The following is a 23,779-nucleotide window of genomic DNA, read 5'->3' on the forward strand; positions in this document are numbered from 1 at the left end:
CAGCCCCGCCGGCGTTTGAGGCGCGGGCGCGGAGCGCCGTGTGGTGAGCCGCGGCTGGGCCTCATCCGCACCGCGGAGGCGGGTGGCCAGCGTCCGCACCATGACGCCAGGCGCGGGCGCAGCCGGACATTCAGCCCCGCCGGCGTTTGAGGCGCGGGCGCGGAGCGCCGTGTGGTGAGCCGCGGCTGGGCCTCATCCGCACCGCGGAGGCGGGTGGCCAGCGTCCGCACCACGGCGCCAGGCGCGGGCGCACCCGGGTCTTTAAGCCGCGTCGGCGATTGAGGCGGGAACGGTGGAAGGGCGGGGAGGGGCAAAGCCCCGCGCAGCGGTAGCCCGTCGGCAGGCACGGCCCCGCGGCGCGGATCAGGGGGCGGTCAGGAGTTCCGCCAGGATGGCGGCGTGGCTGGTCGACGGGTCGCGGACCGCGGTCAGGAGCGTCAAGGGCCCCGCCGCCGCGAGAGCCCGCAGGCGGGCCACCGCCGCCACCGCCCCCGGCTCCGCCAGCTCCGCCTCGTACCGCCGCCGGAACTCCTCGGCGGAGCCACCCGCGTGGAACCACCTCCGCAGCTCCGCCGACGGAGTCACCTCCCGGGGCCACTCGTCCACCGCCGCCGCCGCCTTCGACAGCCCCCGCGGCCACAGCCGGTCCACGAGCACCCTGACCCCGTCCGCCCCCGGCTCCGGCGGATCGTAGACGCGCCGCAGCCGGATCACCGCCCGCCCCCCAGCCCCAGCCCCCTCGCCTCGTCCCACAGCGTCGGGTCGAGCGTGCCCATCCGGGTCCGGAACGCCCACAGCGACACCTCCTCCGGCCGGTCCGCCTCCAGGAACGCCCCGCGCCCCTGGGTCCCCACCACCCCCGGCGGCAGCGGGATGACCCCGGGCCGCCGGTCGTCGTACTTCCCGGTGATCCAGGCGACCCGCGCCCGCTCCCGGTGCTCCCGTACGGCCAGCACCAGGCAGGGCCGGCTGTCCGCCAGCCGCCACAGCTCACCGGCCCGCACGGGCGGCGGCGGCCCCGGCCCGTGGTGGCCCCGGCCCCCCGGGGCCCGCCGGACCGGCGTCGCCCGCCGGGGGACCAGCACCACCACGGCCACGGCGACCGCCGCCAGCACGGCGGGCCACCAGGACGTGTCCATGTTCCGACCGTAGCCGCGCCCGCCGCCCCCGGCGCGGCAGCCGCGACAAGGCCGCCACGGCAACCTCCGTCGCCCCCGTCGCTCCCCTGGGTGACAGCGCAGGTGATTCCCCCCACAACGGCCTGCCGCGGAGGAGCGACCGGAGGTTTCGCGCCTTACGCTCGACCCACGCACGGCCCGCATTCCGTCCACGGACCGTCCACGGAGGTTCACGCTCCATGAAGCTCACCGTCGTCGGCTGTTCGGGGTCGTTCCCCTCCGCGGATTCGGCATGTTCGAGCTATCTCGTCGAGGCCGACGGTTTCCGGCTGCTCCTCGACATGGGCAACGGCTCCCTCGGCGCGCTCCAGCGCCACTGCGGTCTCTACGACCTCGACGCGATCTTCCTGAGCCACCTGCACACCGATCACTGCATCGACATGTGCGCCTACTTCGTCGCCCGCTTCTACCGGCACGAGGGCGGCCGGTGCGCCCCGATCCCGGTCTACGGCCCCGAGGGCACCGAGAAGCGACTGACGACCGCGTACGAGGACGTCCCCGACGAGCGCTCCATGAGCGAGGTCTTCGACTTCCGGACCCTGAAGCCGGGCGGCTTCGCGATCGGCCCCTTCACGGTCCGCACCGAGAGGGTGCGCCACCCGGTGGAGTCGTACGGCATCCGCGTCGAGCACGGCGGCCGCTCGCTCGTGTACTCCGGCGACACGGGCGTCTGCCCGGAGCTGGGCACGCTGGCCGAGGGCGCCGACCTGTTCCTGTGCGAGGCCTCCTTCACGCACGGCAAGGAGGACGTCCCCGACCTCCACCTCAACGGCCGCGAGGCCGGCGAGTACGCGCGCGACGGCGGAGTCGGCCGGCTCGTCCTGACGCACATCCCGCCGTGGACGGACGCCGAACGCAATCTCGCCGACGCCCGCGCGGTCTACGACGGCCCGTCCGGCCTCGCGTACCCGGGCGCCGTCTACGAGATCTGACCCCCCCCGGCGCAACGCCGGAGACGGAGGAGCCCCCGCCCTCCCTTCCGGGAGAGCGGGGGCTCCTGCGCGTCGTGGGACGGGCGGCCTACTTGGCCTCCGCCTTCTGGAGCTCGGCGAGCTCCTCGTCGGACTCGCGGCCCGGCGTCGGCAGGTTCCACTTGGTGATCGCGAAGCGGAAGACCACGTAGTAGAGCGCCGCGAAGCACAGGCCGACGACGGCCAGGCCCAGCGGGTTGGTGGCCTTGCCCAGGTTCAGCAGGTAGTCGATGGCGCCGGCGGAGAAGCCGAAGCCGTCCTTCATGCCGAGCCCCCAGGTCAGCGCCATGGAGACACCGGTCAGCACCGCGTGGACCGCGTACAGGACCGGGGCGATGAACATGAACGTGAACTCGATCGGCTCGGTCACACCGGTGACGAACGAGGTCAGCGCGAGGGAGAACATCATGCCGCCGACGACCTTGCGGCGCTCGGGGCGGGCGCAGTGCACGATCGCGAGGCAGGCGGCCGGGAGGGCGAACATCATGATCGGGAAGAAGCCGGTCATGAACTGGCCGGCGCTCGGGTCGCCGGCCAGGAAGCGGGAGATGTCGCCGCTCTTGCCGTGATAGTCGCCGGCCTGGAACCAGGGGAAGGAGTTCAGCAGGTGGTGCATGCCGACCGGGATCAGAGCGCGGTTGGCGACACCGAAGATGCCCGCGCCGACGGCGCCGGAGCCGACCAGCCACTCGCCGAAGTTGTGCAGACCGGTGCCGAGGACCGGCCAGATGAAGCCGAAGACGATGCCGATGAGGAGACCGGCGAAGGCGGAGAGGATCGGGACCAGGCGGCGGCCGCCGAAGAAGCCCGCCCACTCGGGCAGCTTGGTCCGGTAGAACTTCTGGTAGATCAGGGCGACGACGAGGCCCATGACCACACCGCCGAGCACCTTGGCGTCGACCGGGGCCTCGACCATGACGACCTTGCCGTCGACCGCCTTGGCGATCTTCGGCAGGTTGGAGTCGGTGAAGGTCGCGAGCACGTTCTTGAAGACCAGGTAACCGGTCACCGCCGCGAGCGCGGTCGAGCCGTCCGACTTCTTCGCGTAACCGATCGCGATGCCGACGGCGAACAGCAGCGCCATGTTGTCGAGGATCGCGCCGCCGCCGGCCGACATGTACCCGGCGATCTTGGTGAGGAAGGTCGGCAGCGAGGGGTCGCCGAGCATGTCCTTGTCGCCGAGGCGGACGAGCAGCGCGGCGGCCGGCAGCACGGCAACGGGGAGCATGAGGCTCCGGCCGATGCGCTGCATGACGGCCATCACGCCAGCGCCCTTCTTCTTTTCCGCAGCGGTCGCTGTGGACATGGGTTCCTCCAGTGGACAAGGCGCTGCCTGGGGACAAGGGGGAAAGGGGGTGGCGGCGTCTCGGAAAGGGGGACCTGCGGCCGGGCGGGCGCGCATGGTCTACACCACCGAGTGGTGTAGACCAGTTGTAGCACGGTGGGGTCGGCGTAAGGAACCCGCCATTTTTGTGGCGGGTAACACATGCGGACATCGCACGACAAAGGCCCTCGGAACCGAAGGGTCCGAAGGCCTTGGCGACCAGGCTTAAGGCCTGAACCGCCGTGGTTTGTGCCGTTATTGTCCCACGCGCTACGCCTTGGTCGTCTCCGCCTGCATCGCGGCGATCTCCTCGTCCGACTCGCGCCCCGGGGTGGGGATGTCGAACCTGGTGATCACGAACCGGAAGACCGCGTAGTAGACGACCGCGAAGCCGAGCCCGATCGGGATGATCAGCCACGGTTTCGTCGCGAGGTTCCAGTTGATGACGTAGTCGATCAACCCCGCCGAGAAGCTGAAGCCGTCGTGTACGCCCAGCGCCCACGTCACCGCCATCGACACGCCCGTCAGCACCGCGTGCACCACGTACAGCGCCGGCGCCACGAAGAGGAACGAGTACTCCAGCGGCTCGGTGATACCGGTGACGAACGAGGTCAGGCCCACCGACAGCATCAGGCCCCCGACCTCCTTGCGGCGCAGCGGCTTCGCGCAGTGCGTGATGGCCAGGGCCGCCGCCGGCAGGGCGAACATCATGATCGGGAAGAAGCCGGACAGGAACAGCCCCGCGTTCGGGTCGCCGTTCAGGAACATGTTGATGTCGCCGTGGACGGTCCTGCCGTCCGGCGTGGTGTACGAGCCGAACTGGAACCAGATCGGCACGTTCAGGAACTGGTGCAGGCCGATCACCAGCAGCGCCCGGTTGGCCACGCCGAAGATGCCCGCACCCCAGGAGCCCAGCCCGATCAGCCAGTCGGAGAAGCTCTCCAGCGCGTCGCCGACCGGCGGCCAGATCCACAGGCACAGCGCGGCGAAGGCGATGGCGACGAAGGACATGATGATCGGGACCAGCCGGCGCCCGTTGAAGAAGCCCAGCCAGTCGACCAGCCGCACCCGGTGGTAGCGCTGCCAGAACCAGGCCGCGAGCAGCCCCATGACGATGCCGCCGAACACCCCCGGGTTCTGGTACGTGAACCCGGCGAAGGTGTCGGCCGGCCCCAGGCAGCCGCCCCCGATGTTGCGGGTGCCGGCGGGGCAGTCCTTGGGGAAGGCGTGCAGCACGCCCCGGTAGACGAGGAACCCGGCGACGGCCGCGAGGGCGGTCGAGCCGTCCGCCTTCTTCGCCATGCCGATCGCGACGCCGATGCAGAACAGCAGCGGCAGACCGAGGTCGGGGTCGAGCAGCGCCCCGCCCGCGCCCGCCATCACCTTGGCGACGCCGGTCCAGTTCAGGCCGTCCTTGCCGAACACGTCCGGCTGGCCGAGCCGGTTCAGGATGCCGGCGGCGGGCAGTACGGCGATCGGCAGCTGCAGGCTCCGGCCCATCTTCTGCAGGCCTTGGAACAGACCGTTCCACCATTGGTGGCGCGGCACCGCCGCAGCGCTGTTCGCGGTCATCGCGACCTCCCTGGACCGGCCCGTTTTGGCAGTCGCAACGCGTGCGGCACACTGGTGTAGACCAGTTGTCGGCAGGCTGCTGCTGATGGTCATCTTTCGGCAGATACCAGACTCGTGCTCGCGTAGATAGGCCAACCGTGAGCTACCGTGGCGAAGCGGACGGCGATGGTTGCGACCGCCGAGACTCGTTCTTCGTAACACCCAGGGAGAAACGCATGGCCACCAAGGCTGAGAAGATCGTCGCCGGGCTCGGCGGCATCGAGAACATCGAAGAAGTCGAGGGCTGCATCACCCGCCTGCGCACCGAGGTCGCCAACCCCGACCTCGTCGACGAGGCCGCGCTCAAGGCCGCCGGCGCCCACGGCGTCGTCAAGATGGGCACCGCCGTCCAGGTCGTCATCGGCACCGACGCCGACCCCATCGCCGGCGAGATCGAAGACATGATGTGAGCTGAACCGGCTCCAGGAAGACCCCGTACCGGGCCCACCGGACGGGGTCTTCCCGTATCCGCGCACCGGCTAGGCTCACCACCATGTCTCGCATCGACGGCCGTACGCCCGAACAGCTCCGCCCGGTCACCATCGAGCGCGGATGGAGCAAGCACGCCGAGGGCTCCGTCCTCATCTCCTTCGGTGACACCAAGGTCTTCTGCACCGCCTCCTTCACCGAAGGCGTCCCGCGCTGGCGCAAGGGCAGCGGCGAAGGCTGGGTCACCTCCGAGTACTCGATGCTGCCCCGCTCCACCAACACCCGCGGCGACCGCGAATCCGTCCGCGGCAAGATCGGCGGCCGCACCCACGAGATCTCCCGCCTCATCGGCCGCTCGCTGCGCGCCGTCATCGACTACAAGGCCCTCGGCGAGAACACCATCGTCCTGGACTGCGACGTCCTCCAGGCCGACGGCGGCACCCGCACCGCCGCCATCACCGGCGCGTACGTCGCGCTGGCCGACGCCATCGCCTGGGGCCAGAAGAAGAAGCTCATCAAGGCCGGCCGCAAGCCGCTCACCGGCACCGTCGCCGCCGTCAGCGTCGGCATCGTCGACGGCGAACCCCTCCTCGACCTCTGCTACGAGGAGGACGTGCGCGCCGAGACCGACATGAACGTCGTCTGCACCGGCGACGGCCGCTTCGTCGAGGTCCAGGGCACCGCCGAGGGCGAGCCCTTCGACCGCAAGGAGCTCAACGCGCTCCTCGACCTCGCCGCCGGCGGCTGCGCCGACCTGGAGGCCCTCCAGCTCTCCGCGCTGGAGCTGCCGGCCCGGTAGCAACCGCGGGACGCCGAGCCGCGTCTACGCCGGTACGGGCGCACGGTGTCACGGCCGTGCGCCCGTCCGCGCATCCGCGCACTCACGTACGTACGTACCCGGGCCCTGGGGGGAACCGATGAAGATCAAGCTCCGCCTCGCCGGCGTCGCGCTGACGGCCGTCCTCGCCGTCCCGGCCCTGGCCTCCTGCGACGCGATCTCCACGGCGATGGACTGCGCCAACACGGCCGTCGCGATAGCCAACAGCGTGGACCAGCTCCAGCAGGCCGTCTCCAACGCCGGGAACAGCGACGACGTCCAGGACACCCGGAACGCGCTCGACCAGATCGAGGCGAACCTCAAGCAGATCAAGGACTCGACCGGCAACGCCGACCTCTCCAAGGCCGTCGACTCCATGAGCACCGCCGTGAAGAACGTCCGCACCTCGGTGGAGAGCGGCGACGCCACCCCCGACGTCAGGCCCGTCGCGGACGCCGCCAAGGAGATCTCCAAGGTCTGCACCCCGGGCTGAGCCGGAGCGGCACGGGGCCGGGTCGGCGGCCCCGAATAATGGAGTCATGACTTCCACGCCCTCGACGCCCTCGACGCCCGTGCCGCCCTCCGCGTCCGCCACGCCCCGCCGCCTGGTCCTGGCCACCCGCAACCCCGGCAAGGTCACCGAGCTCCACGCGATCCTGTCCGAAGCCGGCCTCCCCTTCGAGCTGGTCGGCGCCGACGCGTACCCGGAGATCCCGGACGTGAAGGAAACCGGCGTCACCTTCGCCGAGAACGCCCTCCTCAAGGCCCACGCCCTGGCCCGGGCCACGGGCCTGCCGGCCGTCGCCGACGACTCGGGGCTCTGCGTGGACGTCCTGAACGGCGCCCCCGGCATCTTCTCCGCCCGCTGGGCCGGCACCCACGGCGACGACAAGGCCAACCTCGACCTGCTGCTGGCCCAGCTCGGCGACATCGCCGACGAGCACCGCGCGGCCCACTTCTTCTGCGCGGCCGCCCTGGCCCTCCCGGACGGCACCGAACGCGTCGTCGAGGGCCGCCTCCTGGGCACCCTGCGCCACGCCCCGGCGGGCACCGGCGGCTTCGGCTACGACCCGATCCTCCAGCCCCTGGGCGAGTCCCGCACCTGCGGCGAACTCACCGCGGCGGAGAAGAACGCCATCTCCCACCGCGGCCAGGCCTTCCGCGCCCTGGTCCCGGTCGTCCGCGAACTCCTCGGCTGACCCCGCTCGCGGGCCCACACCCCGCCGGGCACGCCGAAGGCCCCGTACGCGGCTGCGTGCGGGGCCTTCGTTTCCATGGTCCGTGCGGCCGATGGGATTCGAACCCACATGGGCTTTCGCCCAGAGGCACCTAAAACCTCCGCTTATACCATTCAGCAACGGCCGCTCGCCCGGCAATCCTAGCGGGCGGGCGGCGATTGGTGGGGCTGGGTACGGCTCAGATCGGATCTGCGCCCGCCCCGGCACCACATATCGGTGATCGCATGGCAGTTGGGGCAGAGCAGCCGCAGGTTCTCGCGCCGGTCGTCACTCCAGTCGCCGTTGATGTGGTCGACCTCCAGTGTCAGGCGGCGCCCGTGCCATTCCGGCGGCGTTCCGCAGATGGAGCAGCGTTCTGGGACGCCGAGGTCGTGAAGAGCGCGCCGAAGGACGACCGCGCGGGTGCGCCGCCGTCCGTCGTGCTTGACGAGCACCTCCTCAGCGGGTCGAGCGGTGGTACGGCCCGGCTTGCCGCGTTGGTGCGCCTGCCCGAGGAAGTGTGAGGTGTCCAGTCCCGACTCGCGGACCCGCGTCCGGAGGGACGCCCGCCACCCGAAGCTGTCGGGTCGATCGAGCCGTCGCAGGGCCTCGGCCCAGGACTGCGACGCGGCCACCGCGTTCCGCAGCACGCTCTCGTCCGGCTTCTCGTGGCGCCTGTACGGTCGCCGCTTGAAGTGGGCGACGTCGATGCCGTATGCGGAGAAGCGCTTCATGAGGTACTGCCCGAGCCTCTGGGGGTGCGGCTCCATCCCGTAGCGGGCGATGACCTCGTCGATGTCCTCGCACCGAGCCGCCGCCTCGACGAGCAGTTCCCGCGTGTAGCGGGCGCCGCTGCTCACCTGCGACCCTTGGCGCGGCCGCGGTACGTGTCCGTGGTGGAGTGGCAATTGGGGCACAGCAGTCGGAGGTTCTTCGGCTGGTTGTTGCGCCATTCCCCATCCACGTGATCCACCTCCAGCGGCAGCGGGCAACCCTGCCAGGTGGGCTCGATGCCGCACATCTGGCACCGCTCGGGTGTTCCCAGCGTGGTGAGCGCGCTCTTGAGACGTCCGCTCTGGGCTCGGCGCCCGGTACGGTCCTGCCGCACCAGGATCGACTCGGGGGTCCGCCGGCCCTTCGCTCGCCCCGTCGGTGAGGGCGGCTGGAAGTGTGAGGTGTCGATGCCGAACGCCCTGACGCGGCGGCTGATGTGGGTGTGGTGGCCGCCCACCACATCAAGGCCGAGGCGACGCAGTACATCGCACATGGTGGTCGAGGCGGCGACCGCCTCGGCCAGGACGTCCCTCGTCCACTTGACCCTCCCGCTCCCTTCCGTCTCGAAGTGCGACACGTCGACTTCCAGCTTTCGCATGCGGTCGAGCAGGTAGCGCCGCGAACCGCTTCGCGGATCCGCCCCCAGCTTCTCCACCGCCTCGCTCAGCGTTCGCGACGTACGCGCCGCCTCCGTCAGTCTCTCCCTTGTGTATGGGCTCGCCCGCATCGGTCACTCCTTCGGCTTCGGCCGCTTGTACGGCACTCGCATGGAGTAACGGGACGCAGGTCGGCGAGGCACGGGCTGTTCCGTCGGATAAACGGAGCGGCCCGCACCGGTTCGTCGGTGGGGGCCGCTCAAGGGCGGGATCAGATGCCCAGGTCCTTGATGATCTTGGCTACGTGGCCGGTGGCCTTGACGTTGTAGAAGGCGTGCTCGACCTTGCCCTCTGCGTCGACGACCACCGTGGAGCGGATGACTCCGGTGACCGTCTTGCCGTAGAGCTTCTTCTCGCCGAAGGCGCCGTACGCCGTCAGGGTCGCCTTGTCGGGGTCTCCGACCAGGGTGACCTTCAAGTGCTCCTGCTCGCGGAACTTCGCCAGCTTCTCCGGCTTGTCCGGGGAGACGCCGATGACGTCGTAGCCGGCGTCGGCGAGGAGGGCGAGGTTGTCGGTGAAGTCGCAGGCCTGCTTGGTGCAGCCGGGGGTGAGGGCGGCCGGGTAGAAGTACACGATCACCTTGCGGCCCCGGTGGGCGGCCAGCGACACCTCGTTGCCGTCCGCGTCGGGCAGGGTGAAGGCGGGGGCGGTGTCGCCCGGCTGGAGTCGCTCGCTCATCGGTAGGTCTTCTCCTCGGGAGGGGAACGGTACGTCACGAGACTAAGCTGACAGACTGTTCATGGCGGATACGCCCCATGCGACCACGAGCACGACACGACGACGGAGGCAGCGCGGTGCCGGAAGCCAGGACCCCCGCACAGATCGAGGCGGACATCGTCCGCCGCCGCGAGCAGCTCGCCGAGACGCTCGACGAGATCGGCGTGCGCATGCACCCGCAGACGATCATCGGGGACGCGAAGGCGAAGGCGGCGAGCGCGGTGGACCACACCGTCGGACGGGCCTTCGTGGCCGTCAACCGGCTCGTCACCGATGTGAAGGGCGGCCTGCGCCGCGCGGACGGCGCCCCGCGCCCCGAGCGGATCGTGCCCGTCGTGCTCCTCGCGGCCGGAGTGGTCGGGCTGCTGGTGGTCTCCGCGCGACGCAAGCGGTGAGGACCCTGCGGGGGACCGCTCGCGCGGGGGCGGGTAGGTTCGGGGCGTGAGCGAGAACACCACCCACGACGACAAGCTGCCCATCCGCATGCTGCACGACCGCGTGCTCGTGAAGTCCGACCTGCCCGAGGGCGAGCGGCGCTCGGGCGGCGGCATCCTGATCCCGGCGACGGCCGCGGTGGGCAAGCGGCTCGCCTGGGCCGAGGTGGTCGCGGTCGGCCAGAACGTGCGCAGCGTGGAGCCGGGCGACCGGGTCCTGTACGACCCGGAGGACCGGGCCGAGGTGGAGGTGCGCGGGGCGACGTACGTGCTGATGCGCGAGCGGGACCTGCACGCCGTGGCCGCGGAGCGGCTGGAGGGGTCGAAGGACTCCACCGGGCTGTACCTCTGAGGGGATCGATGAGCACGAAGGGCCGGTGACCATGGTCACCGGCCCTTCGTGCTGCCCTTTGCTACGGTGGTGGGGAACCCCGACGAGACGCGCCGTACCGGGTCGCAGGACGCAAAGACGACGCACTTCCTTTCCGTTCTCGTTCCGGAGGTGCCTGGTCATGGCATGGGTTCTTCTTCTCGTCGCCGGTCTGCTCGAAGTCGGCTGGTCGATCGGCATGAAATTCACCGAGGGCTTCACCCGGCTCTGGCCGTCCGTCTTCACCGGCGCGGGCATCGTCGCCAGCATGGTGCTGTTGTCCTACGCCGCCAAGACCCTGCCCATCGGTACGGCGTACGGCGTCTGGGTGGGCATCGGCGCGGCCGGGGCGGCCGTGCTCGGGATGGCGGTGCTGGGGGAGCCCGTCACCGCCGCCCGGATCTTCTTCATCTGCCTGCTGCTGGTGGCCGTGGTCGGGCTCAAGGCGACGTCCGGGCACTGATCCGGCACTGATCCGGCACTGATCCGACGCCGGTCCGGCACTGATCCGACGCCGGTCCGGCACCGGTCCGGCGCCGTCACTCCAGGAGGTCCGCCGAGGGGCGGCGGCGGTTCTGGAGGATGCCGCCCACGATGTCGCCGCCGGTGCTCTGGCCGCCCTGGGTCAGGCCCCCGTCGCTCTGGCCGCCCTGGCCTTGGCCGCCCTGCTGCCCGCCCTGCCGGCCGCCCTGCGACTGCCCGCCCTGTGACTGCCCGCCCGTGCTCTGGCCGCCTTGCGTCCGGCCCCCCTGCGACTGGCCGCCCTGCGACTCGCCGCCCTGGGTGCGGCCGTCCCCGGTCTGGCCGCCCGTCGGCGGAGTGGGCGGCTGCGACGAGGGCCGGCCGGTGGTCGGCGGCGGCTGCGGGGTCGTGGGCGGGAGCGGGGGCGGGGGCTGGTCGGCGCCGGGCTGGAGTTCCAGGTCGAAGTCCACCGGGTCGGTGCCCTCCAGGGCCGCCTTCGTATAGGCCGCCCAGATCCGCGCCGGATAGCCGCCGCCCCCGATACGGGCCTCGCCGAGCGCCCCGTAGAGGGACTGGAGGGTCCCGGTGTCCGGGTCCTGGCCCATCATCGCCACCACCGTGACCAGGTCCGGGGTGTACGCCGCGAACCACGCCGAGCGGTCCTGTTCGGCGGTGCCGGTCTTGCCGGCGGCCGGGTGGCCGGCCGCCAGGGCGGCTGTGCCCGTACCGTTGTCCACCACGCTGACCAGCATGGACGTGGTCGTGTCGGCGGCCTCGCGGCTGATGGCCTGGGTCGGGCTGCGGTCGGGGAGGTGGAGGTTCTCACCGTCCTTGGTGATCTTCTCCAGGAACGTGTACGGGGTGCGGCGGCCGTGGTCGGCGAGGGTCGCGTACGCCTGGGTCATGTCCAGCACGCTGGCCTGCATGGTGCCGAGCGCGATGGCCGGACCCGCGTCGAAGTTCGGGGTGTCCTCCGGGATGCCGAGCGCGATGGCGGTCGACCTGACCTTGGCGCCGCCCACGTCGACGGCCATCTGCGCGTACACGGCGTTGACGGAGAGGTCGGTGGCGGTGTTGACGGTGATCGGGCCGTACGAGACCTGCCCCTCGTTCTCCGGTGAGAAGCGGATCCGGCCGCCGACGACCGGGCGCTTGTTGTCGCCGTTGTAGACGGTGTTCGGGGTGATCCGCCGGCCGTCCTGGGTGCGGGAGCCGTTCTCCAGGGCCGACGCGAAGACGAACGGCTTGAAGGTGGAGGCGACCTGGTAGTCGCGCCGGGTCGCGTTGTTCACGTACTGCTTGGTGTAGTCGATGCCCCCGTACAGGGCGACGACCTTGCCGGTCGCCGGGTCGACGGACACCCCGCCCGCGCGCACCAGGCGGTCCGCGGGACGGGCCGCCGGGTCGAGCTTGTCGCCCATCTGACGCGCGACCGCGTCCACGAACTCCCCCTGGCGGCGCTTGTCGATGGTGGTGGTGATGCGGTAACCGCCCTCGGCGAGGGTCTTGTCGTCCAGGATCCCGTGCTCGGTGATGTAGTCCTTGACGGCTTCCACGAGGTAGCCGCGCTGTCCGGAAAGGCCGGCGGCCGGGCGGACCTTCCCCGGCTCGGGGAAGCGGACGGCGGCGCGCTGGGCGGCGGTCAGCCACTTCTTCTTCACCATGCCGTCGAGCACGTAGTTCCAGCGGGCGACGGCGCGGGAGCGGCTCTGGGGGTGCGAGACGACGTCGAAGGCGCTGGGGGAGTTGAGGAGGGTGGCGAGGTAGGCGCCCTCGGCGGGGGTGAGCCGGGTGACGTCCTTGCCGTAGTAGGCCTGGGAGGCGGCCTGGATGCCGTAGGCGTTGCGGCCGAAGTAGCTGGTGTTCAGGTACCCCTCCAGGATGTAGTCCTTCGACTTCTCCCGGCCGAGCTTGATCGCGATGAAGAATTCCTTGGCCTTGCGCTTGAGGGTCTGCTCTTGGCCCAGGTAGTAGTTCTTGACGTACTGCTGGGTGATGGTCGAACCGGACTGCGTGCCCTTGCCGGTCGCGGTGTTCCAGGCGGCGCGCACCATCGCCTTGGGGTCCACCGCCCGTTCGGAGTAGAAGTCCCGGTCCTCCGCGGCGAGTACGGCTTCCTGGACGCCCCGGGGGACCTGCGACAGCGGGACGTTGACGCGGTTGACCTCGCCGTCGCCGGCGAGCTGCGAACCGTCCGCGTAGAGATAGACGTTGGACTGCGCGGTGGCGGCGGCGTTGGCGGGCGGGATGTCGACCAGCAGGTATCCGGCGGTCAGGGCGCCGCCGACCAGTAGGACGAGGAGCAGGAGAGCGCCCAGGAGCATGCGCCAGGTGGGGAGGAGGCGGCGCCAACCGGTGCGCCGGCGCCCGCCCTTGGCGGGGCCCGCGGTGTCCGGGCCGTTCGCGCCGGCCGTCCGGTCCCGTGGGGAGTCCGGGTCGCGAGGGGACCAGCCCGGTGGTGGTGACTGGTCGCTCATCTCGGGAACTCCTCGGGGCTGTGCGAAATGTCCACATCCGTACCTCATGGTGTCTACCCGATGGCCGCGGCATCCGACCCGGACGGGCATAAAACGGCGGCGTGGCTCGCCCCTCCGCACTAAGCCGGCGCGCCAAGCCCGCGCACTGTGGCCGACGTGGGAACGACGGGGGAAACGCGGGGGATACGGTGCGCCGGGGAGCGGGTGGTGTGCCGGGGGTGGTGGTGGGGGCGGCGCGGTAACCGGCCGGTCGCGGCCGGTGGGGCATTCAACTGGGCCGGGTCTCTGCATAGGGTGGGCCACATGAGTGACGAGCGGCCCGAGAAGCCGTTGCCCAAGGAGCCCTCGGGCGAGAAGCCCTCCCTGGAGAAGGCGCCGCGGTCCGGGGAGGGGGCGGCGTCTGCGCCGGCGTTGGCACCGGCGCCCGCGCTGAGGGCGTCGGACGCCGACCGGGAGCGGGTGGTGGAGCGGCTGCGCGACGCCGTCGCCGAGGGCCGGCTCGACATGGACGAGTTCGCGGAGCGGCTGGAGGCGGCGTACAAGTCCCGCACCTACGCGGAGCTCGAACCGCTGACCAGCGACCTGCCCGCCGTACCGGGCGCCGTCCCGCCGGGCGGCGTACCGGCCACCCCCGGGGCGGCGGGGGAGACCGCCTGGCCCGGCCGGATCGGCGGCTCGGGGACCTCGGCCACCGCGGTCGCCGTCATGTCGGGCTTCCAGCGCAAGGGCCGCTGGACGGTCCCGGCGCGCTTCAACGCGGTGGCCTTCTGGGGCGGCGGCGAGCTCGACCTGCGCGAGGCGGACTTCGCGCAGCGCGAGGTGGTCATCACCTGCGTCGCCATCATGGGCGGCATCCAGATCACGGTCCCGCCGGGTGTGGAGGTCGACGTCCGGGGCATCGGCATCATGGGCGCCTTCGACCAGAGCGGCACCGTGATCGCGCCGCGGCCGGGCGCGCCGCGGGTGATCGTGAACGGGCTGGCCTTCTGGGGCGGGGTCGAGGTGCGCACCAAGGCGCCGAAGGGTTCGAAGCCGGTGGACGGCGGGCGGCCCCGCAAGGAGCTGTAGCCGCTACGGCGTGCCGGGAACTCCCCGGGGCCGCCGGGAGTCGGATGCTATGCAGACGAAACCGGCCACCGGGGGAAGGCAGGAGCACGTGGACAGCGCGAAGAGCAGCGTGAAGAGGACGGCGTGAAGCGCGGCGACGAGGGCGACGGCCCCGGCGACGGTCCCGGAGAGGGCCGGTCGGCCGGGGGTACGGGGGCCCGCGCGGCGCCGCCCCCGCCCGCCCGCGGCGGGTTCGTCTTCAACGCGGCCGACGAGGAGCGGCGGCGCGGGGTCCGCCGGATGAAGACCACCGCGACGGGTCTGCTGACGCTGGTCGCGCTGGTCTACGTACTGGCCACGTACGCGGAGCACGCGTGGGGCGCGGGCGGCTGGGCCGGGTACGTCGCGGCTGCCGCCGAGGCCGGCATGGTCGGCGCTCTCGCGGACTGGTTCGCGGTCACCGCGCTGTTCCGGCGGCCCCTGGGCCTGCCCATCCCGCACACCGCGATCATCCCGACCAAGAAGGACCAGCTCGGGATCTCGCTCGGGGAGTTCGTCGGCGAGAACTTCCTCTCCTCCGACGTGGTGCGCGCCCGGCTGCGGGCGCTCGGCATCGGCGGGCGCCTCGGCTCCTGGCTGGCCGAGCCCGCGCACGCCGACCGGGTCACCGCCGAGCTGGCCACCGCGCTGCGTGGGGCGCTGACCGTCCTGCGGGACTCCGACGTCCAGGCCGTCGTGGGTGAGGCGATCACGCGGCGGGCGGAGGCGGCGGAGATCGCGCCGGGCCTCGGCAAGACGCTGGAACGGGTCGTCGCGGACGGCGGCCACCACCGGGCCGTCGACCTGATCTGCGCGAAGGCCCACGACTGGCTCGTCACGCACGGGGACTCCGTCATGGACGCCGTCCAGGGGGGCGCCCCCGGCTGGACCCCGCGCTTCGTCGACCGCAAGATCGGCGACCGGGTGTACAAGGAACTGCTCCGCTTCGTGACGGAGATGCGGGACATGCCGGGGCACCCGGCGCGCGGGGCGGTGGACCGCTTCCTGACGGACTTCGCGGCCGACCTCCAGTCGGATACGGAGACGCGGGCGCGGGTGGAGCGGCTGAAGTCGGAGGTCCTGGCGCGGGGCGAGGTGCAGGACGTGATCGCCTCGGCCTGGACGGCCGTACGGTCGATGGTGATCTCGGCGGCGGAGGACGAGCAGAGCGAGCTGCGGCTGCGGGTGCGGTCGTCGCTGATGTCCCTGGGCGCCCGGCTGGCGACCGACGGGCGGCTCCAGGACAAGCTGGAGGGCTGGATCGAGGGCGCGGTCGTCTACGTGGTCACCACGTACCGGACGGAGATCACCTCGCTGATCACCGACACGGTGGCGGGCTGGGACGCGGAACACACCTCCCGCAAGATCGAGGCCCACATCGGCCGGGACCTCCAGTTCATCCGCATCAACGGCACGGTGGTCGGCGCCTTGGCGGGCCTCCTGATCTATACGGTGTCGCGGGCGCTGGGGGGCTGAGGCGGGGCGGTTCCGCGCCCGGTGGCCCCGCAGGAGCCCGGGCGGGGACGGTTCCGGGCTCGGTGGCCCCGCGCCGCGCCGGGCGGGGCCGAGTCCGTGCCGGGCGCCCGGTGCCGGCCGGGCGGGGCCGATTCCACGCCCGGTGGCTCCGTACGAGCCCGGGCGGAGCCCCGATCTTTCAGCCTCGCCGGCGTTTGAGGCGCGGGGGCCGGGGCGGAGCCCCGGTTTCGGGAAGGGGCGGGGTGGGGGAAAGGCCCCGCGCAGCGGCGCCCGGGCTGCTCGCGCGCCCGCGGGTGCCGCCCGGCTCGGCACCGGCCCCCCCGGCGGGCTCAGCCGCGGTCGGATACCGCCCAGGCGGCCGCCGCGACGACCCCCGCCGCGCCGATGACCGCCGGCCACGCGCCGACCTTCTTCGCCAGCGGATGCGCCCCCGCGAAGCCCGCCAGGTAGAGCGCGCCCAGCCCGGCCGCCGCCGGCGCGCCGCCCCGGCGGTGCCACTCCCGCCCGGCCACGAGCCCGGCGGCGCCGAGTACGACACCGCCCAGCGGCCGCTTCCCGGTCCACCGCGCGGCGGCGTACCCGCCGACCAGGCCGGTCGCCGCCACCACGGAACTCGGTACCCGCGCCATGTCGAAACTCCTAGCTCGTCTCGTCCGCCACGCCCACCGGCGCGACGCCCGATGATCTGAAAAATCGCCTACGGGCTACGAGGCTAACGCGGCCCCCTGGACCCGCGCCGGACCCCCACCGCTCCGAGCACCAGCACGGCCCCGCCGATCACCGCGTCCGGCACGGCCTCCCGCACCCCGCGCGGCAGCAGCGCCACGACCCCGAGGACGAGGAGAAAGGCGAGCGCGCACGGGCCGGCCACCCGTAGCAGTCTGTCCACGGGCTGCTCAACGCCCCACCCACGGCCCGCGGCACGGACCGACGCCGCCACGGAGGCGCCGTTTTGTCGCACACTCGCCGTTTCTGCGCACCCCCTGGACCGGGAACCTCCACGGCGTAGATTCGGTCTTCCAGGAAGAAACCCCCGCAACTCACCACCGCCACACCCACCCCCCCCACCACCACCCCGGGAGCCGACAGCGTGATCTCTTACGGACGGGCCGTCCTCGACCTCGCGGACGAGCTGGCCGACGTCTACGCGGACGTCTTCTCCGCCCCGCCCTGGAACGAAGGCGAAGAAACCATTCGCCGCTTCTCGGCCCGGCTCCAGACGGACGTCCGCCGCCCTGGTTTCCGTACCGCCTTCGCTCAGTCCGCGACCGGCATCGACGGCTTCGCCACCGCCTGGCTCACCCCCGCCCCCTTCCCGAAGCACCGCGCCTACCCCCAGGTCGCCGCCCAGCTCGGCCCGGCGCGCGTACGGGAACTCCTGGTCGGCGCCCTGGAGATAGACGAGCTCGCCGTACGCGGCCACGCGCGCGGCCACGGCACCGGCCGGACCCTGCTCACCGAGATCACCGCCGACGCCCCCCGGCACCGCGCCTGGCTGCTGACCTCACGGCTCGCGACCGACACGGTGGCCACGTACCGGCGCCTGGGCTGGCACGAGGTGCTCCCGCTGCCCGGTACCGAGACCGGCGTGGTCGTCTTCCTGTCCCCCGATCACCCGGACCGCGACAGGTAGACCACGACCCGCCCGGGGCATACCGGGGCCATGATCACAGCGAAGGCACCCGTACCCGTGGCCCGCCGGCAGCTCGGCCTCGCCACCCGCCGCCAGCTCACCACCACCGCCGGCGTCCCCGCCGCCACCCTCGCCTCCCGCACCCGCCCGGGCGGCCCCTGGCAACGCCTCCTGCCCCGGGTCTACCTCCTCCAGACCGGCCCCCCGGACCACCGCCAACGCGCCCTCGCCGCCGTCCTGTACGCCGCCGAGCCCACCGCCGACCCGCTCTCCGGCGAGAGCGCCGCCCTCACCGGCGCCGCCGCCCTCGCCCTCCTCGGCATCCGCGACGCGCCGCCCGTCCCCGCCGACGTCCTGATCCGCGCCCCCCGCCGGCTGACGCCGCTCCCGCAGGTCCGGCCCCTGACCACCACCCGCTGGCCGGCCACCATCACCGTCTCGGGCATCCCCAGCACCCGGCCGGTCCGCGCCGCCGCCGACTTCGCCTCCCGGGCCGCCCACCCCGACCGGATCCGCTCGGTACTGGCCCAGGTGGTCCAGGCCGGCTGGTGCCACCCGCACGACCTGCACGCCGAACTCCGCGCCTCCCGCCTCCTGGCCCGCCCCGAAGTCCGCACGGCCGCGGCGGAACTCCTCGCCGGGGTCCGCTCGGTCGCCGAAGCCCGCGCCCGCGACACCCTCACCGCCACGGACCTCCCCACCCCGCTGTGGAACGCCCGCCTCTACACCCCGGACGGCACCTTCCTGGCCAGCCCGGACGCCTACTGGCCCGACGAGGGCGTGGCCCTGGAGATCGACTCGGCCGAGTACCACTACACCCGCGACGCCTGGCACGCCACCCTCCGCCGCCGCCTGCGCCTGGAGTCCCACGGCATCCTGGTGGTCAGCGCGACCCCGTCGATGATCCGCGACACCCCGAAGGAAGTGATCGCCGCCCTCCGCGCCCTCCTCACCCTCACCACCCCCCGCCCCACCCCACCCACAGCCCTGGCCCGCGGCCACCAACAACTGCCGCTGCCCTTCGGCTACTGAGCGGACACCGTCAGCAGGTACCTGACGTCCTCGTGCCGGCCAGCCTGCTGGAAGGCCGCGGTGATGTTCAGTACGGCCTGCTTGTCCGAGCGTTCGCTGACACTGGTGAGGACGGCGTCAGCGGCTTCGTGGAGACCCGTGTCCCGGCAGGAGGAGACGACGTCCAGGAGCTGGCTGGCGGTCATCGTCGCACCGGCCTGCCAGAGCAGGATGCCCGCGTCACGCTCCCTGTTCTGGGAGAGGTACCGCGCCACCGTCTCCACTTCTGTCCACGCGGAAGCTCCTGCGTGTTCTGCGGGGTGCCGGTCCCCTTCCAGGAGGGGGACCGGCACCTGCGCGGCGGCCGCCGCTTCAGCGGACCGGAACGCCAGAACCCGCTTCCGCTGCGCGCGCCGCTTGTGCCGGGTGCGGTACGCGGCGGCGAAAGCCGGCGCCTGCCGGGCAGTGGCTTCGGCCCCGTCGCGGCCTGCTCCCTGTCCGGAGCTGGCCGTCGTGCAGCACACGCAGTGTCGTGCGGAGGCGCGTTGCCGGTAGTCCCGCAGCCGCTCAAGGGTGTGCGGGAGGGTTTTCCCCTGGGCTGCGGCCGCCGCCCGCGCAGCCTCGTAAAAGCATTCCATCAGGGGTTCTGTGGGAACGCGCCTGCCGTTGAGGTGGTCCGACAGGTTGCCGGGGGAGATTCCGGCGGCCGTGGCGATGGCCTGCTGGGAACGGCCGGTCGCCGCCCAGACGGCGCGGAGAGCTGCGGCCAGGCGGCGCTGATCCGGAGACCGCAGGTCCGGCATCGTCGATTCCTGGGGCACCACGGCTCCATTCGTTACGAAGATCCAAGACTTCGAAGTCTCGCCCGTGTGGTGCTCTCAGCGGAATCCCGCAGGTGTTCTCACCTTGCGGGGAATTCGGACACACGCTGGTTCCCCGCCCGTTGATCGGCAAAGGTTGAGGTGCTGGCCAAAGTTCCCGCGGTGCATTCCCGGGTCCAGGCCAGCGCTTTCGGCTGACTTGACAGAGGGGAACTGCACATGGCTGCGCTGCCGTCGTGGACGGACACGAAGCTGGGCGCCAAGCGGCGGGCAGCGCTGTGGCTGCTGACCGAAGTCGGGGAAGGGGAAGTCTTCACGAAGGAGGAGCTGCGCAGCGCGTTCCCCGGCATGAGCCAGATCGACCGTCGTGTGCGCGAACTCCGCGACCACGGCTGGCGGATCGATACGAATCGTGAGGACAGCAGCCTCAGCCAGAACGAACAGCGCTTCGTCTCGGTCGGCGAGCCGGTCTGGGAACAGGGCAAGGGAACGCTGCCCTCGACGGCGTACACGGACACGCAGCGCCGCGAGGTGCTGGCGAAGGACGGTCACTACTGCCGGTCGTGCGGCATCGTCCCGGGCGCTGTGTTCGCGGGCACCTACGAGTCGGCGCAGCTCGACATCGCCCGCCGCCCCGTGCGGCAGCCCGACGGAACGACCAAGGTGGAGCCCGTGGCGGAGTGCAACCGCTGCCGGGTGGGCGGCAAGAAGCTGACCGCCGGCCTGGACACCGTCCTGGCCGGCGTGACGAAGCTCGGCGCGATGGAGCTGAAGATGCTGGGAAGCTGGCTGGACTCGGGCGAGCGGGACTTCGCCTTGGTCGAGCGTCTGTGGGCTGATATCCAGACGCTGCCGGCCGAGTCCAGGGAGCAGGTCCGGAAGGCTCTCGCCCAGGCGCAGGTCTGAGCACCATCTCGACGGGGGGCCGCGACGGAGCGGCCCTCCGGTTCTACGTACTCATCGCCCTCTTGGAGGAGAAACCACTGTGAGCATGGACTTCGGCCAGCCGCCCCTCGCCGCCGAGAACCGGGAACTGGTCGAGCAGCGGCTCAAGGAGGCCAGCGCGGGTGACCGGCTGCAGGAAACGCTGACGATCGAGTGGCGGACCAAGCCGGAGATCGTCCAGGTCATCGATATGCCGATCGACCAGGTCTACTTCAATCCGTCGACGCACCGCATCCGCGCGCAGCGCACGTTCGACTCCGTGCGCGACGAACTGCTCGACACGGACTGCTGGAGCACCGAAAGCCAGGATTACCTCCGTCACCTCCTCCAGGCCCTGCCGTCGGACCCGGGCAAGCGCGACCCCGATTTCGAGCTGCTCAAGGAAAGCCTGAAGGAATACCGGCAGAACGAGCCCGGGCTCATTACCCGCGAGGGCGTTCTCGTCAACGGGAACACCCGGGTGGTGGCGCTGCGCGAACTCGGCGTGAAGAGCGTCCGCGTGGGCGTTCTCCCGGAGACGTGCACGTGGGCGGACGTCAATGCCGTAGAGCTCTCGCTGCAGCTGCGCCATGACACGCGCCGGCCGTACTCGTACATCAACAGGCTGCTGACCATCGATGAGCAGGTGACCAACGGCCGGCTGGTGGCGGATGTCGCGAAGGACTTCCGCATCCGGCCGGCCACGGCCGAGCAGGACCTCTGGGTGCTGTCCTGCCTGAGGGACCTGGTGGCCCGGTCCAAGAGGGGCCCGGCCCAGCTCCAGCTGATGGACTTCGAGGATGCTCAGGAGAAGCTGAGGGAACTCCACCGGGCTTTCGCCAAGACGGTCAAGCAGAATCCGGGCCAGGCTGACCTGCTCAAGGAGAACCGGCTCGCCCTGATCGTGATGGACTTCTCGAAGACGGACGTACGTCTCGCGGATGTCGACTTCCGCACCCGGTACCTCCAGCGCCACCTGCCCGAACAGCTCAAGCAGGTGCCGGCCCAGACCGCGGGCGTGATCCCCGGCCTCAACCGGCCCGCGTGGGGCGACAGCCCTCAGGTGGCCGCGGCGAAGGCGCTGACCGATGTGCTGCTCCAGGCGAAGGCGGTGGAACGTACGACCGGATCCGTCTCCCAGGAACAGCGCCAGGAAGCCGCGGACGTCTGGAAGCAGGCCCGTGCGGCGGCGGAGGAAGCCCTGAAGCCCGCCGGCAGCGACGCGCGCGTGCGCAAGCGCAAGCAGGCGGCGCCGGACCGCCTCTACGACGCGGTCCAGGACATCGAGCAGTGCGTGACCGACATGTCGCTGGCCCGGGCCTCGCGCAGCCTGGACGAGGAGGCTCTGGACGAGGCGGTACTGGCCCTGAAGACGAGTCTGTCGAAGCTCGCTCGTGAGGCGGGCCGGAGCATCGGCGAACCGGGCGACGGCGTGGCCTGGCTGCTCGAAGCCATGCAGCGGGAGGAGGCGTGAGTGACCAGGCGGTGCCGTCGCTGCGTCTGACGTTCGACGTCACGCGTACGAAGGCGAACCTCCGGGCTGCCGAGCCTTACCGGGCCGAGCTTGCCCGGCTGGCGTCCAGTTTCCCCCTAGGCGGCCAGCGTGGACCGCTCATGGTGGAGGTACCGCTCGATGACTTCCTCACCCGCCTCAACGTCCTCACGCAATGGCCTCATCCCGAATCGGTCGAATGGGACCAGGAGCTCGTCACCCTGGTCGGGGAAGTCCTCGACGACGCGGACACGGCGGCTGCGCGGCTTGAGGAGGAACCGGCAGTCAGCGCCGGCCTGCACGGGGCCGCCGTGCTGGCTGCCCTGGGACACAACTGGTCAGCCGATCTGACGGACTTCCAGCGCCGGGACATCGGGCGGCTGCTGTCCATGCGGCACGGAGCCAACTTCAGCGTGCCCGGCGCGGGAAAGACCAGGGTCGGCCTCGCGGTCTACGCGGCGATGAAGGAGCGGGGGGAGGTACAGCGCCTCCTCGTCGTGAGCCCCAAGTCCGCCTATGAATCGTGGGACTACGAGAGCCGCGCTTGCTTTTACGACGCCCCGGCGATCCGCGTGATGGGCAAGGCGCCCGACCCGCACGCCGAGATCCTGCTCGTCAACTACGAGCGGCTGGACCGGGCCCTCCCCGGCCTCGCGGGGTGGCTGCGCGCCGCCCCCTCCATGGTGATCCTTGACGAGGCGCACAGGATGAAGCTGGGCGCGGACGGTATCTACGGCAGCGCCTGCATGGCGCTCGGACCGCTGAGCAGGCGCCGCCTGATCCTCACGGGGACGCCCGCCCCCAATGGTGCGCGTGACCTCGAAAACCTGCTTTCGTTCGTCTGGCCCGGTCATGGCCGCCGGGTGGTGACCCAGGCAGTCGCCGGGGGTGACCTGGCGCATGCCAGCTCCGTACTGCGCCCCCTCTTCACGCGTACGACCAAGAAGGAGCTGGGGCTGCCGCCGTTCCAGCCGGTCATCAGGCCGGTACCGCTGGAGGGGCTGCACCGGGAGATCTATGACGCTCTGGTGGGCCGCTATACAGCGCGGGCGGAACTGGCGCGCGATGATTTCGATTCGCTCGGGAAGGCGATGCTGCGGCTGCTCATGGCGGCCACGAGCCCGGCGTTGCTGGTAGCGGGCAGTACGCGGCATGAGCCGGTCAGTTTTCAGGTGCCACCGCTGGAAATTCCGGATGGTGAGTCGCTTTATACCCTGCTGCAGAATCTTTCCCACCACGAACTTCCGCCGAAATACCGTGTTGTCCGGGACATCGTGTCTGCCAATGCCGCCGCCGGACGGAAAACACTGGTCTGGTCGACCTTCGTCCGCAGCATCACCACACTGGAAGGGCTGCTGGGGGAATTCGGGCCGGCCGCGGTTCACGGCGGGACGCCGGACAGGGAGCAGCAGCTCCGCCGCTTCCGGGAGGACCGGGACTGCCATGTCCTGATCTCCAATCCAGCGACCCTGGGAGAGGGAATCAGCCTGCACCACGAGTGCCACGACGCGGTCTACGTCGACCGGGACTTCATGGCGGGCCGCTTCCTCCAGAGCCTCGACCGCATCCACCGGCTCGGGCTGGCACCCGGCACTGAGACCCGTGTCACGGTGCTGGCGGCCACCGAGACGATCGACGAGGTCGTCGCCGCCCGGCTCGCGGAAAAGCTGGAATTCATGGGGAGCATCCTGGATGACCCGTCGGTGCGGGCGCTGGGTGATCTGCAGGAGGAACGGCCGGTGGCGAGCGGCATGGACGAAGCCGACATCCGGGCGGTCCTGGAGCACGTGGGTGCCGCTCCGGCCGAGTGACCCGGGAGGGAACTGCGGGCGTCAAGGGGCCGCGGAGGGCCGAAGGGCCCGAGGGTGAGTCGTGATGTCGGTGGCAGATGCGACACT

26 protein-coding genes, 1 tRNA gene and 1 riboswitch are annotated in these 23,779 nt (G+C 71.4%); of the genes, 15 read left to right on the forward strand and 12 right to left on the reverse strand.

The annotated features are described in order from the left end of the window. Window positions 1-363 precede the first annotated feature (363 nt). The gene (locus tag ACZ6ZT_RS05615) at window positions 364-714 is read right to left on the reverse strand and encodes a DUF488 domain-containing protein (protein ID WP_469715855.1); all 351 of its coding nucleotides are present in this window, start codon (window positions 712-714) and stop codon (window positions 364-366) included. Next, window positions 711-1,139 (reverse strand): hypothetical protein, encoded by a 429-nt coding sequence (locus ACZ6ZT_RS05620; RefSeq protein ID WP_469715857.1) that lies wholly within the window; start codon window positions 1,137-1,139, stop codon window positions 711-713. Before ACZ6ZT_RS05620 ends, ACZ6ZT_RS05615 begins: the two co-directional genes overlap by 4 nt. Before the next feature lie 218 nt (window positions 1,140-1,357). Between ACZ6ZT_RS05620 and ACZ6ZT_RS05625 the strand changes: the two genes are divergently transcribed. Next, window positions 1,358-2,110 carry an MBL fold metallo-hydrolase gene (locus ACZ6ZT_RS05625; RefSeq protein WP_469715859.1) on the forward strand — a complete coding sequence of 251 codons (753 nt, stop codon included), beginning with the start codon at window positions 1,358-1,360 and terminating at the stop codon, window positions 2,108-2,110. A gap of 88 nt (window positions 2,111-2,198) precedes the next feature. Here ACZ6ZT_RS05625 and ACZ6ZT_RS05630 read toward each other — a convergent pair whose 3' ends face one another. Then, on the reverse strand, window positions 2,199-3,455 hold the full coding sequence (locus tag ACZ6ZT_RS05630; RefSeq protein ID WP_469715861.1) for a PTS transporter subunit EIIC: 1,257 nt from the start codon (window positions 3,453-3,455) through the stop codon (window positions 2,199-2,201). 288 nt (window positions 3,456-3,743) lie between these two features. Beyond that, the gene (locus ACZ6ZT_RS05635; protein WP_469715863.1) at window positions 3,744-5,045 is read right to left on the reverse strand and encodes a PTS transporter subunit EIIC; all 1,302 of its coding nucleotides are present in this window, start codon (window positions 5,043-5,045) and stop codon (window positions 3,744-3,746) included. A gap of 215 nt (window positions 5,046-5,260) precedes the next feature. Here ACZ6ZT_RS05635 and ACZ6ZT_RS05640 point away from each other — a divergent pair, with 215 nt between their 5' ends. From ACZ6ZT_RS05640 to rdgB, 4 genes are all read left to right on the forward strand, one after another. Then, entirely contained in the window at window positions 5,261-5,494 is a 234-nt protein-coding gene (locus ACZ6ZT_RS05640; RefSeq protein ID WP_469715865.1) for a PTS sugar transporter subunit IIB, read from the forward strand. A gap of 83 nt (window positions 5,495-5,577) precedes the next feature. Beyond that, window positions 5,578-6,312: a ribonuclease PH gene (gene rph / locus ACZ6ZT_RS05645; RefSeq protein WP_469715866.1), complete on the forward strand. Its 735-nt coding sequence runs from the start codon at window positions 5,578-5,580 to the stop codon at window positions 6,310-6,312. A gap of 118 nt (window positions 6,313-6,430) precedes the next feature. After that, window positions 6,431-6,823, forward strand: a complete 393-nt coding sequence (locus ACZ6ZT_RS05650) for a hypothetical protein (protein ID WP_469715868.1) — start codon at window positions 6,431-6,433, stop codon at window positions 6,821-6,823. Between the two features lie 46 nt (window positions 6,824-6,869). Further along, window positions 6,870-7,529, forward strand: coding sequence for an RdgB/HAM1 family non-canonical purine NTP pyrophosphatase (gene rdgB, locus ACZ6ZT_RS05655; RefSeq protein WP_469715870.1), 660 nt, complete (start codon window positions 6,870-6,872; stop codon window positions 7,527-7,529). An 83-nt stretch (window positions 7,530-7,612) separates the two neighbouring features. Here rdgB and ACZ6ZT_RS05660 read toward each other — a convergent pair. The 4 genes from ACZ6ZT_RS05660 to bcp form a co-directional block, all read right to left on the reverse strand. Then, window positions 7,613-7,695: transfer RNA gene (locus ACZ6ZT_RS05660), tRNA-Leu, on the reverse strand. 13 nt (window positions 7,696-7,708) lie between these two features. Beyond that, window positions 7,709-8,407: an HNH endonuclease signature motif containing protein gene (locus ACZ6ZT_RS05665; protein ID WP_469715871.1), complete on the reverse strand. Its 699-nt coding sequence runs from the start codon at window positions 8,405-8,407 to the stop codon at window positions 7,709-7,711. Beyond that, the gene (locus ACZ6ZT_RS05670; protein ID WP_469715873.1) at window positions 8,404-9,048 is read right to left on the reverse strand and encodes an HNH endonuclease; all 645 of its coding nucleotides are present in this window, start codon (window positions 9,046-9,048) and stop codon (window positions 8,404-8,406) included. The genes ACZ6ZT_RS05665 and ACZ6ZT_RS05670 overlap by 4 nt, the downstream gene beginning before the upstream one ends. A 140-nt stretch (window positions 9,049-9,188) precedes the next feature. Next, complete coding sequence (bcp, locus tag ACZ6ZT_RS05675) at window positions 9,189-9,656, reverse strand: thioredoxin-dependent thiol peroxidase (RefSeq protein WP_469715874.1); 468 nt, start codon at window positions 9,654-9,656, stop codon at window positions 9,189-9,191. A 116-nt stretch (window positions 9,657-9,772) separates the two neighbouring features. Here bcp and ACZ6ZT_RS05680 point away from each other — a divergent pair, with 116 nt between their 5' ends. From ACZ6ZT_RS05680 to ACZ6ZT_RS05690, 3 genes are all read left to right on the forward strand, one after another. Then, on the forward strand, window positions 9,773-10,090 hold the full coding sequence (locus ACZ6ZT_RS05680; protein WP_469715876.1) for a DUF3618 domain-containing protein: 318 nt from the start codon (window positions 9,773-9,775) through the stop codon (window positions 10,088-10,090). 46 nt (window positions 10,091-10,136) lie between these two features. After that, window positions 10,137-10,481: a GroES family chaperonin gene (locus ACZ6ZT_RS05685; RefSeq protein WP_469715877.1), complete on the forward strand. Its 345-nt coding sequence runs from the start codon at window positions 10,137-10,139 to the stop codon at window positions 10,479-10,481. A gap of 49 nt (window positions 10,482-10,530) precedes the next feature. After that, window positions 10,531-10,608: riboswitch (guanidine-III (ykkC-III) riboswitch) on the forward strand. Between the two features lie 33 nt (window positions 10,609-10,641). Next, window positions 10,642-10,962 carry a DMT family transporter gene (locus ACZ6ZT_RS05690; protein ID WP_030158619.1) on the forward strand — a complete coding sequence of 107 codons (321 nt, stop codon included), beginning with the start codon at window positions 10,642-10,644 and terminating at the stop codon, window positions 10,960-10,962. 76 nt (window positions 10,963-11,038) lie between these two features. Here the strand turns inward: ACZ6ZT_RS05690 and ACZ6ZT_RS05695 are convergent, their stop codons facing one another. Next, entirely contained in the window at window positions 11,039-13,438 is a 2,400-nt protein-coding gene (locus tag ACZ6ZT_RS05695) for a transglycosylase domain-containing protein (protein ID WP_469715879.1), read from the reverse strand. Between the two features lie 303 nt (window positions 13,439-13,741). Here ACZ6ZT_RS05695 and ACZ6ZT_RS05700 point away from each other — a divergent pair, with 303 nt between their 5' ends. Together ACZ6ZT_RS05700 and ACZ6ZT_RS05705 are read left to right on the forward strand one after the other, a co-directional pair. Further along, window positions 13,742-14,506: a DUF1707 SHOCT-like domain-containing protein gene (locus ACZ6ZT_RS05700; RefSeq protein WP_469715881.1), complete on the forward strand. Its 765-nt coding sequence runs from the start codon at window positions 13,742-13,744 to the stop codon at window positions 14,504-14,506. A 123-nt stretch (window positions 14,507-14,629) separates the two neighbouring features. Continuing rightward, the gene (locus tag ACZ6ZT_RS05705) at window positions 14,630-16,000 is read left to right on the forward strand and encodes a DUF445 domain-containing protein (protein WP_469715883.1); all 1,371 of its coding nucleotides are present in this window, start codon (window positions 14,630-14,632) and stop codon (window positions 15,998-16,000) included. A gap of 329 nt (window positions 16,001-16,329) precedes the next feature. Here ACZ6ZT_RS05705 and ACZ6ZT_RS05710 read toward each other — a convergent pair whose 3' ends face one another. Then, window positions 16,330-16,629 carry a hypothetical protein gene (locus tag ACZ6ZT_RS05710; RefSeq protein WP_469715884.1) on the reverse strand — a complete coding sequence of 100 codons (300 nt, stop codon included), beginning with the start codon at window positions 16,627-16,629 and terminating at the stop codon, window positions 16,330-16,332. Between the two features lie 83 nt (window positions 16,630-16,712). Next, complete coding sequence (locus ACZ6ZT_RS05715) at window positions 16,713-16,889, reverse strand: hypothetical protein (RefSeq protein WP_469715885.1); 177 nt, start codon at window positions 16,887-16,889, stop codon at window positions 16,713-16,715. 201 nt (window positions 16,890-17,090) lie between these two features. On the opposite strand from ACZ6ZT_RS05715, the gene ACZ6ZT_RS05720 reads away from it, so the two are divergent. After that, window positions 17,091-17,633 (forward strand): GNAT family N-acetyltransferase, encoded by a 543-nt coding sequence (locus ACZ6ZT_RS05720; RefSeq protein WP_469715887.1) that lies wholly within the window; start codon window positions 17,091-17,093, stop codon window positions 17,631-17,633. 30 nt (window positions 17,634-17,663) lie between these two features. Continuing rightward, window positions 17,664-18,665, forward strand: coding sequence for a hypothetical protein (locus ACZ6ZT_RS05725; RefSeq protein ID WP_469715890.1), 1,002 nt, complete (start codon window positions 17,664-17,666; stop codon window positions 18,663-18,665). On the opposite strand, the gene ACZ6ZT_RS05730 is transcribed toward ACZ6ZT_RS05725, so the two are convergent. Beyond that, window positions 18,659-19,465, reverse strand: coding sequence for a helix-turn-helix domain-containing protein (locus ACZ6ZT_RS05730; protein WP_469715892.1), 807 nt, complete (start codon window positions 19,463-19,465; stop codon window positions 18,659-18,661). The two genes, ACZ6ZT_RS05725 and ACZ6ZT_RS05730, sit on opposite strands and share 7 nt — an antisense overlap. Window positions 19,466-19,684: 219 nt before the next feature. Here ACZ6ZT_RS05730 and ACZ6ZT_RS05735 point away from each other — a divergent pair, with 219 nt between their 5' ends. From ACZ6ZT_RS05735 to ACZ6ZT_RS05745, 3 genes are all read left to right on the forward strand, one after another. After that, window positions 19,685-20,371, forward strand: a complete 687-nt coding sequence (locus ACZ6ZT_RS05735; protein WP_469715896.1) for a hypothetical protein — start codon at window positions 19,685-19,687, stop codon at window positions 20,369-20,371. An 85-nt stretch (window positions 20,372-20,456) separates the two neighbouring features. Beyond that, window positions 20,457-21,863, forward strand: coding sequence for a ParB N-terminal domain-containing protein (locus ACZ6ZT_RS05740; RefSeq protein WP_469716570.1), 1,407 nt, complete (start codon window positions 20,457-20,459; stop codon window positions 21,861-21,863). Further along, entirely contained in the window at window positions 21,860-23,692 is a 1,833-nt protein-coding gene (locus ACZ6ZT_RS05745) for a DEAD/DEAH box helicase (protein ID WP_469715898.1), read from the forward strand. The genes ACZ6ZT_RS05740 and ACZ6ZT_RS05745 overlap by 4 nt, the downstream gene beginning before the upstream one ends. Window positions 23,693-23,779 lie beyond the last annotated feature (87 nt).

It is taken from the genome of Streptomyces sp. NPDC102258 (assembly GCF_055584685.1).

Coding starts and splice junctions, on each gene's coding strand:
- ACZ6ZT_RS05670 (WP_469715873.1), bottom strand. CDS start 9,048: ATGCGGGCGAGCCCATACACAAGGGAGAGACTGACGGAGGCGGCGCGT.
- bcp (WP_469715874.1), bottom strand. CDS start 9,656: ATGAGCGAGCGACTCCAGCCGGGCGACACCGCCCCCGCCTTCACCCTG.
- ACZ6ZT_RS05735 (WP_469715896.1), top strand. CDS start 19,685: ATGGCTGCGCTGCCGTCGTGGACGGACACGAAGCTGGGCGCCAAGCGG.
- rph (WP_469715866.1), top strand. CDS start 5,578: ATGTCTCGCATCGACGGCCGTACGCCCGAACAGCTCCGCCCGGTCACC.
- ACZ6ZT_RS05630 (WP_469715861.1), bottom strand. CDS start 3,455: ATGTCCACAGCGACCGCTGCGGAAAAGAAGAAGGGCGCTGGCGTGATG.
- ACZ6ZT_RS05690 (WP_030158619.1), top strand. CDS start 10,642: ATGGCATGGGTTCTTCTTCTCGTCGCCGGTCTGCTCGAAGTCGGCTGG.
- ACZ6ZT_RS05650 (WP_469715868.1), top strand. CDS start 6,431: ATGAAGATCAAGCTCCGCCTCGCCGGCGTCGCGCTGACGGCCGTCCTC.
- ACZ6ZT_RS05700 (WP_469715881.1), top strand. CDS start 13,742: ATGAGTGACGAGCGGCCCGAGAAGCCGTTGCCCAAGGAGCCCTCGGGC.
- ACZ6ZT_RS05620 (WP_469715857.1), bottom strand. CDS start 1,139: ATGGACACGTCCTGGTGGCCCGCCGTGCTGGCGGCGGTCGCCGTGGCC.
- rdgB (WP_469715870.1), top strand. CDS start 6,870: ATGACTTCCACGCCCTCGACGCCCTCGACGCCCGTGCCGCCCTCCGCG.
- ACZ6ZT_RS05635 (WP_469715863.1), bottom strand. CDS start 5,045: ATGACCGCGAACAGCGCTGCGGCGGTGCCGCGCCACCAATGGTGGAAC.
- ACZ6ZT_RS05725 (WP_469715890.1), top strand. CDS start 17,664: ATGATCACAGCGAAGGCACCCGTACCCGTGGCCCGCCGGCAGCTCGGC.
- ACZ6ZT_RS05710 (WP_469715884.1), bottom strand. CDS start 16,629: ATGGCGCGGGTACCGAGTTCCGTGGTGGCGGCGACCGGCCTGGTCGGC.
- ACZ6ZT_RS05740 (WP_469716570.1), top strand. CDS start 20,457: ATGGACTTCGGCCAGCCGCCCCTCGCCGCCGAGAACCGGGAACTGGTC.
- ACZ6ZT_RS05640 (WP_469715865.1), top strand. CDS start 5,261: ATGGCCACCAAGGCTGAGAAGATCGTCGCCGGGCTCGGCGGCATCGAG.
- ACZ6ZT_RS05625 (WP_469715859.1), top strand. CDS start 1,358: ATGAAGCTCACCGTCGTCGGCTGTTCGGGGTCGTTCCCCTCCGCGGAT.
- ACZ6ZT_RS05695 (WP_469715879.1), bottom strand. CDS start 13,438: ATGAGCGACCAGTCACCACCACCGGGCTGGTCCCCTCGCGACCCGGAC.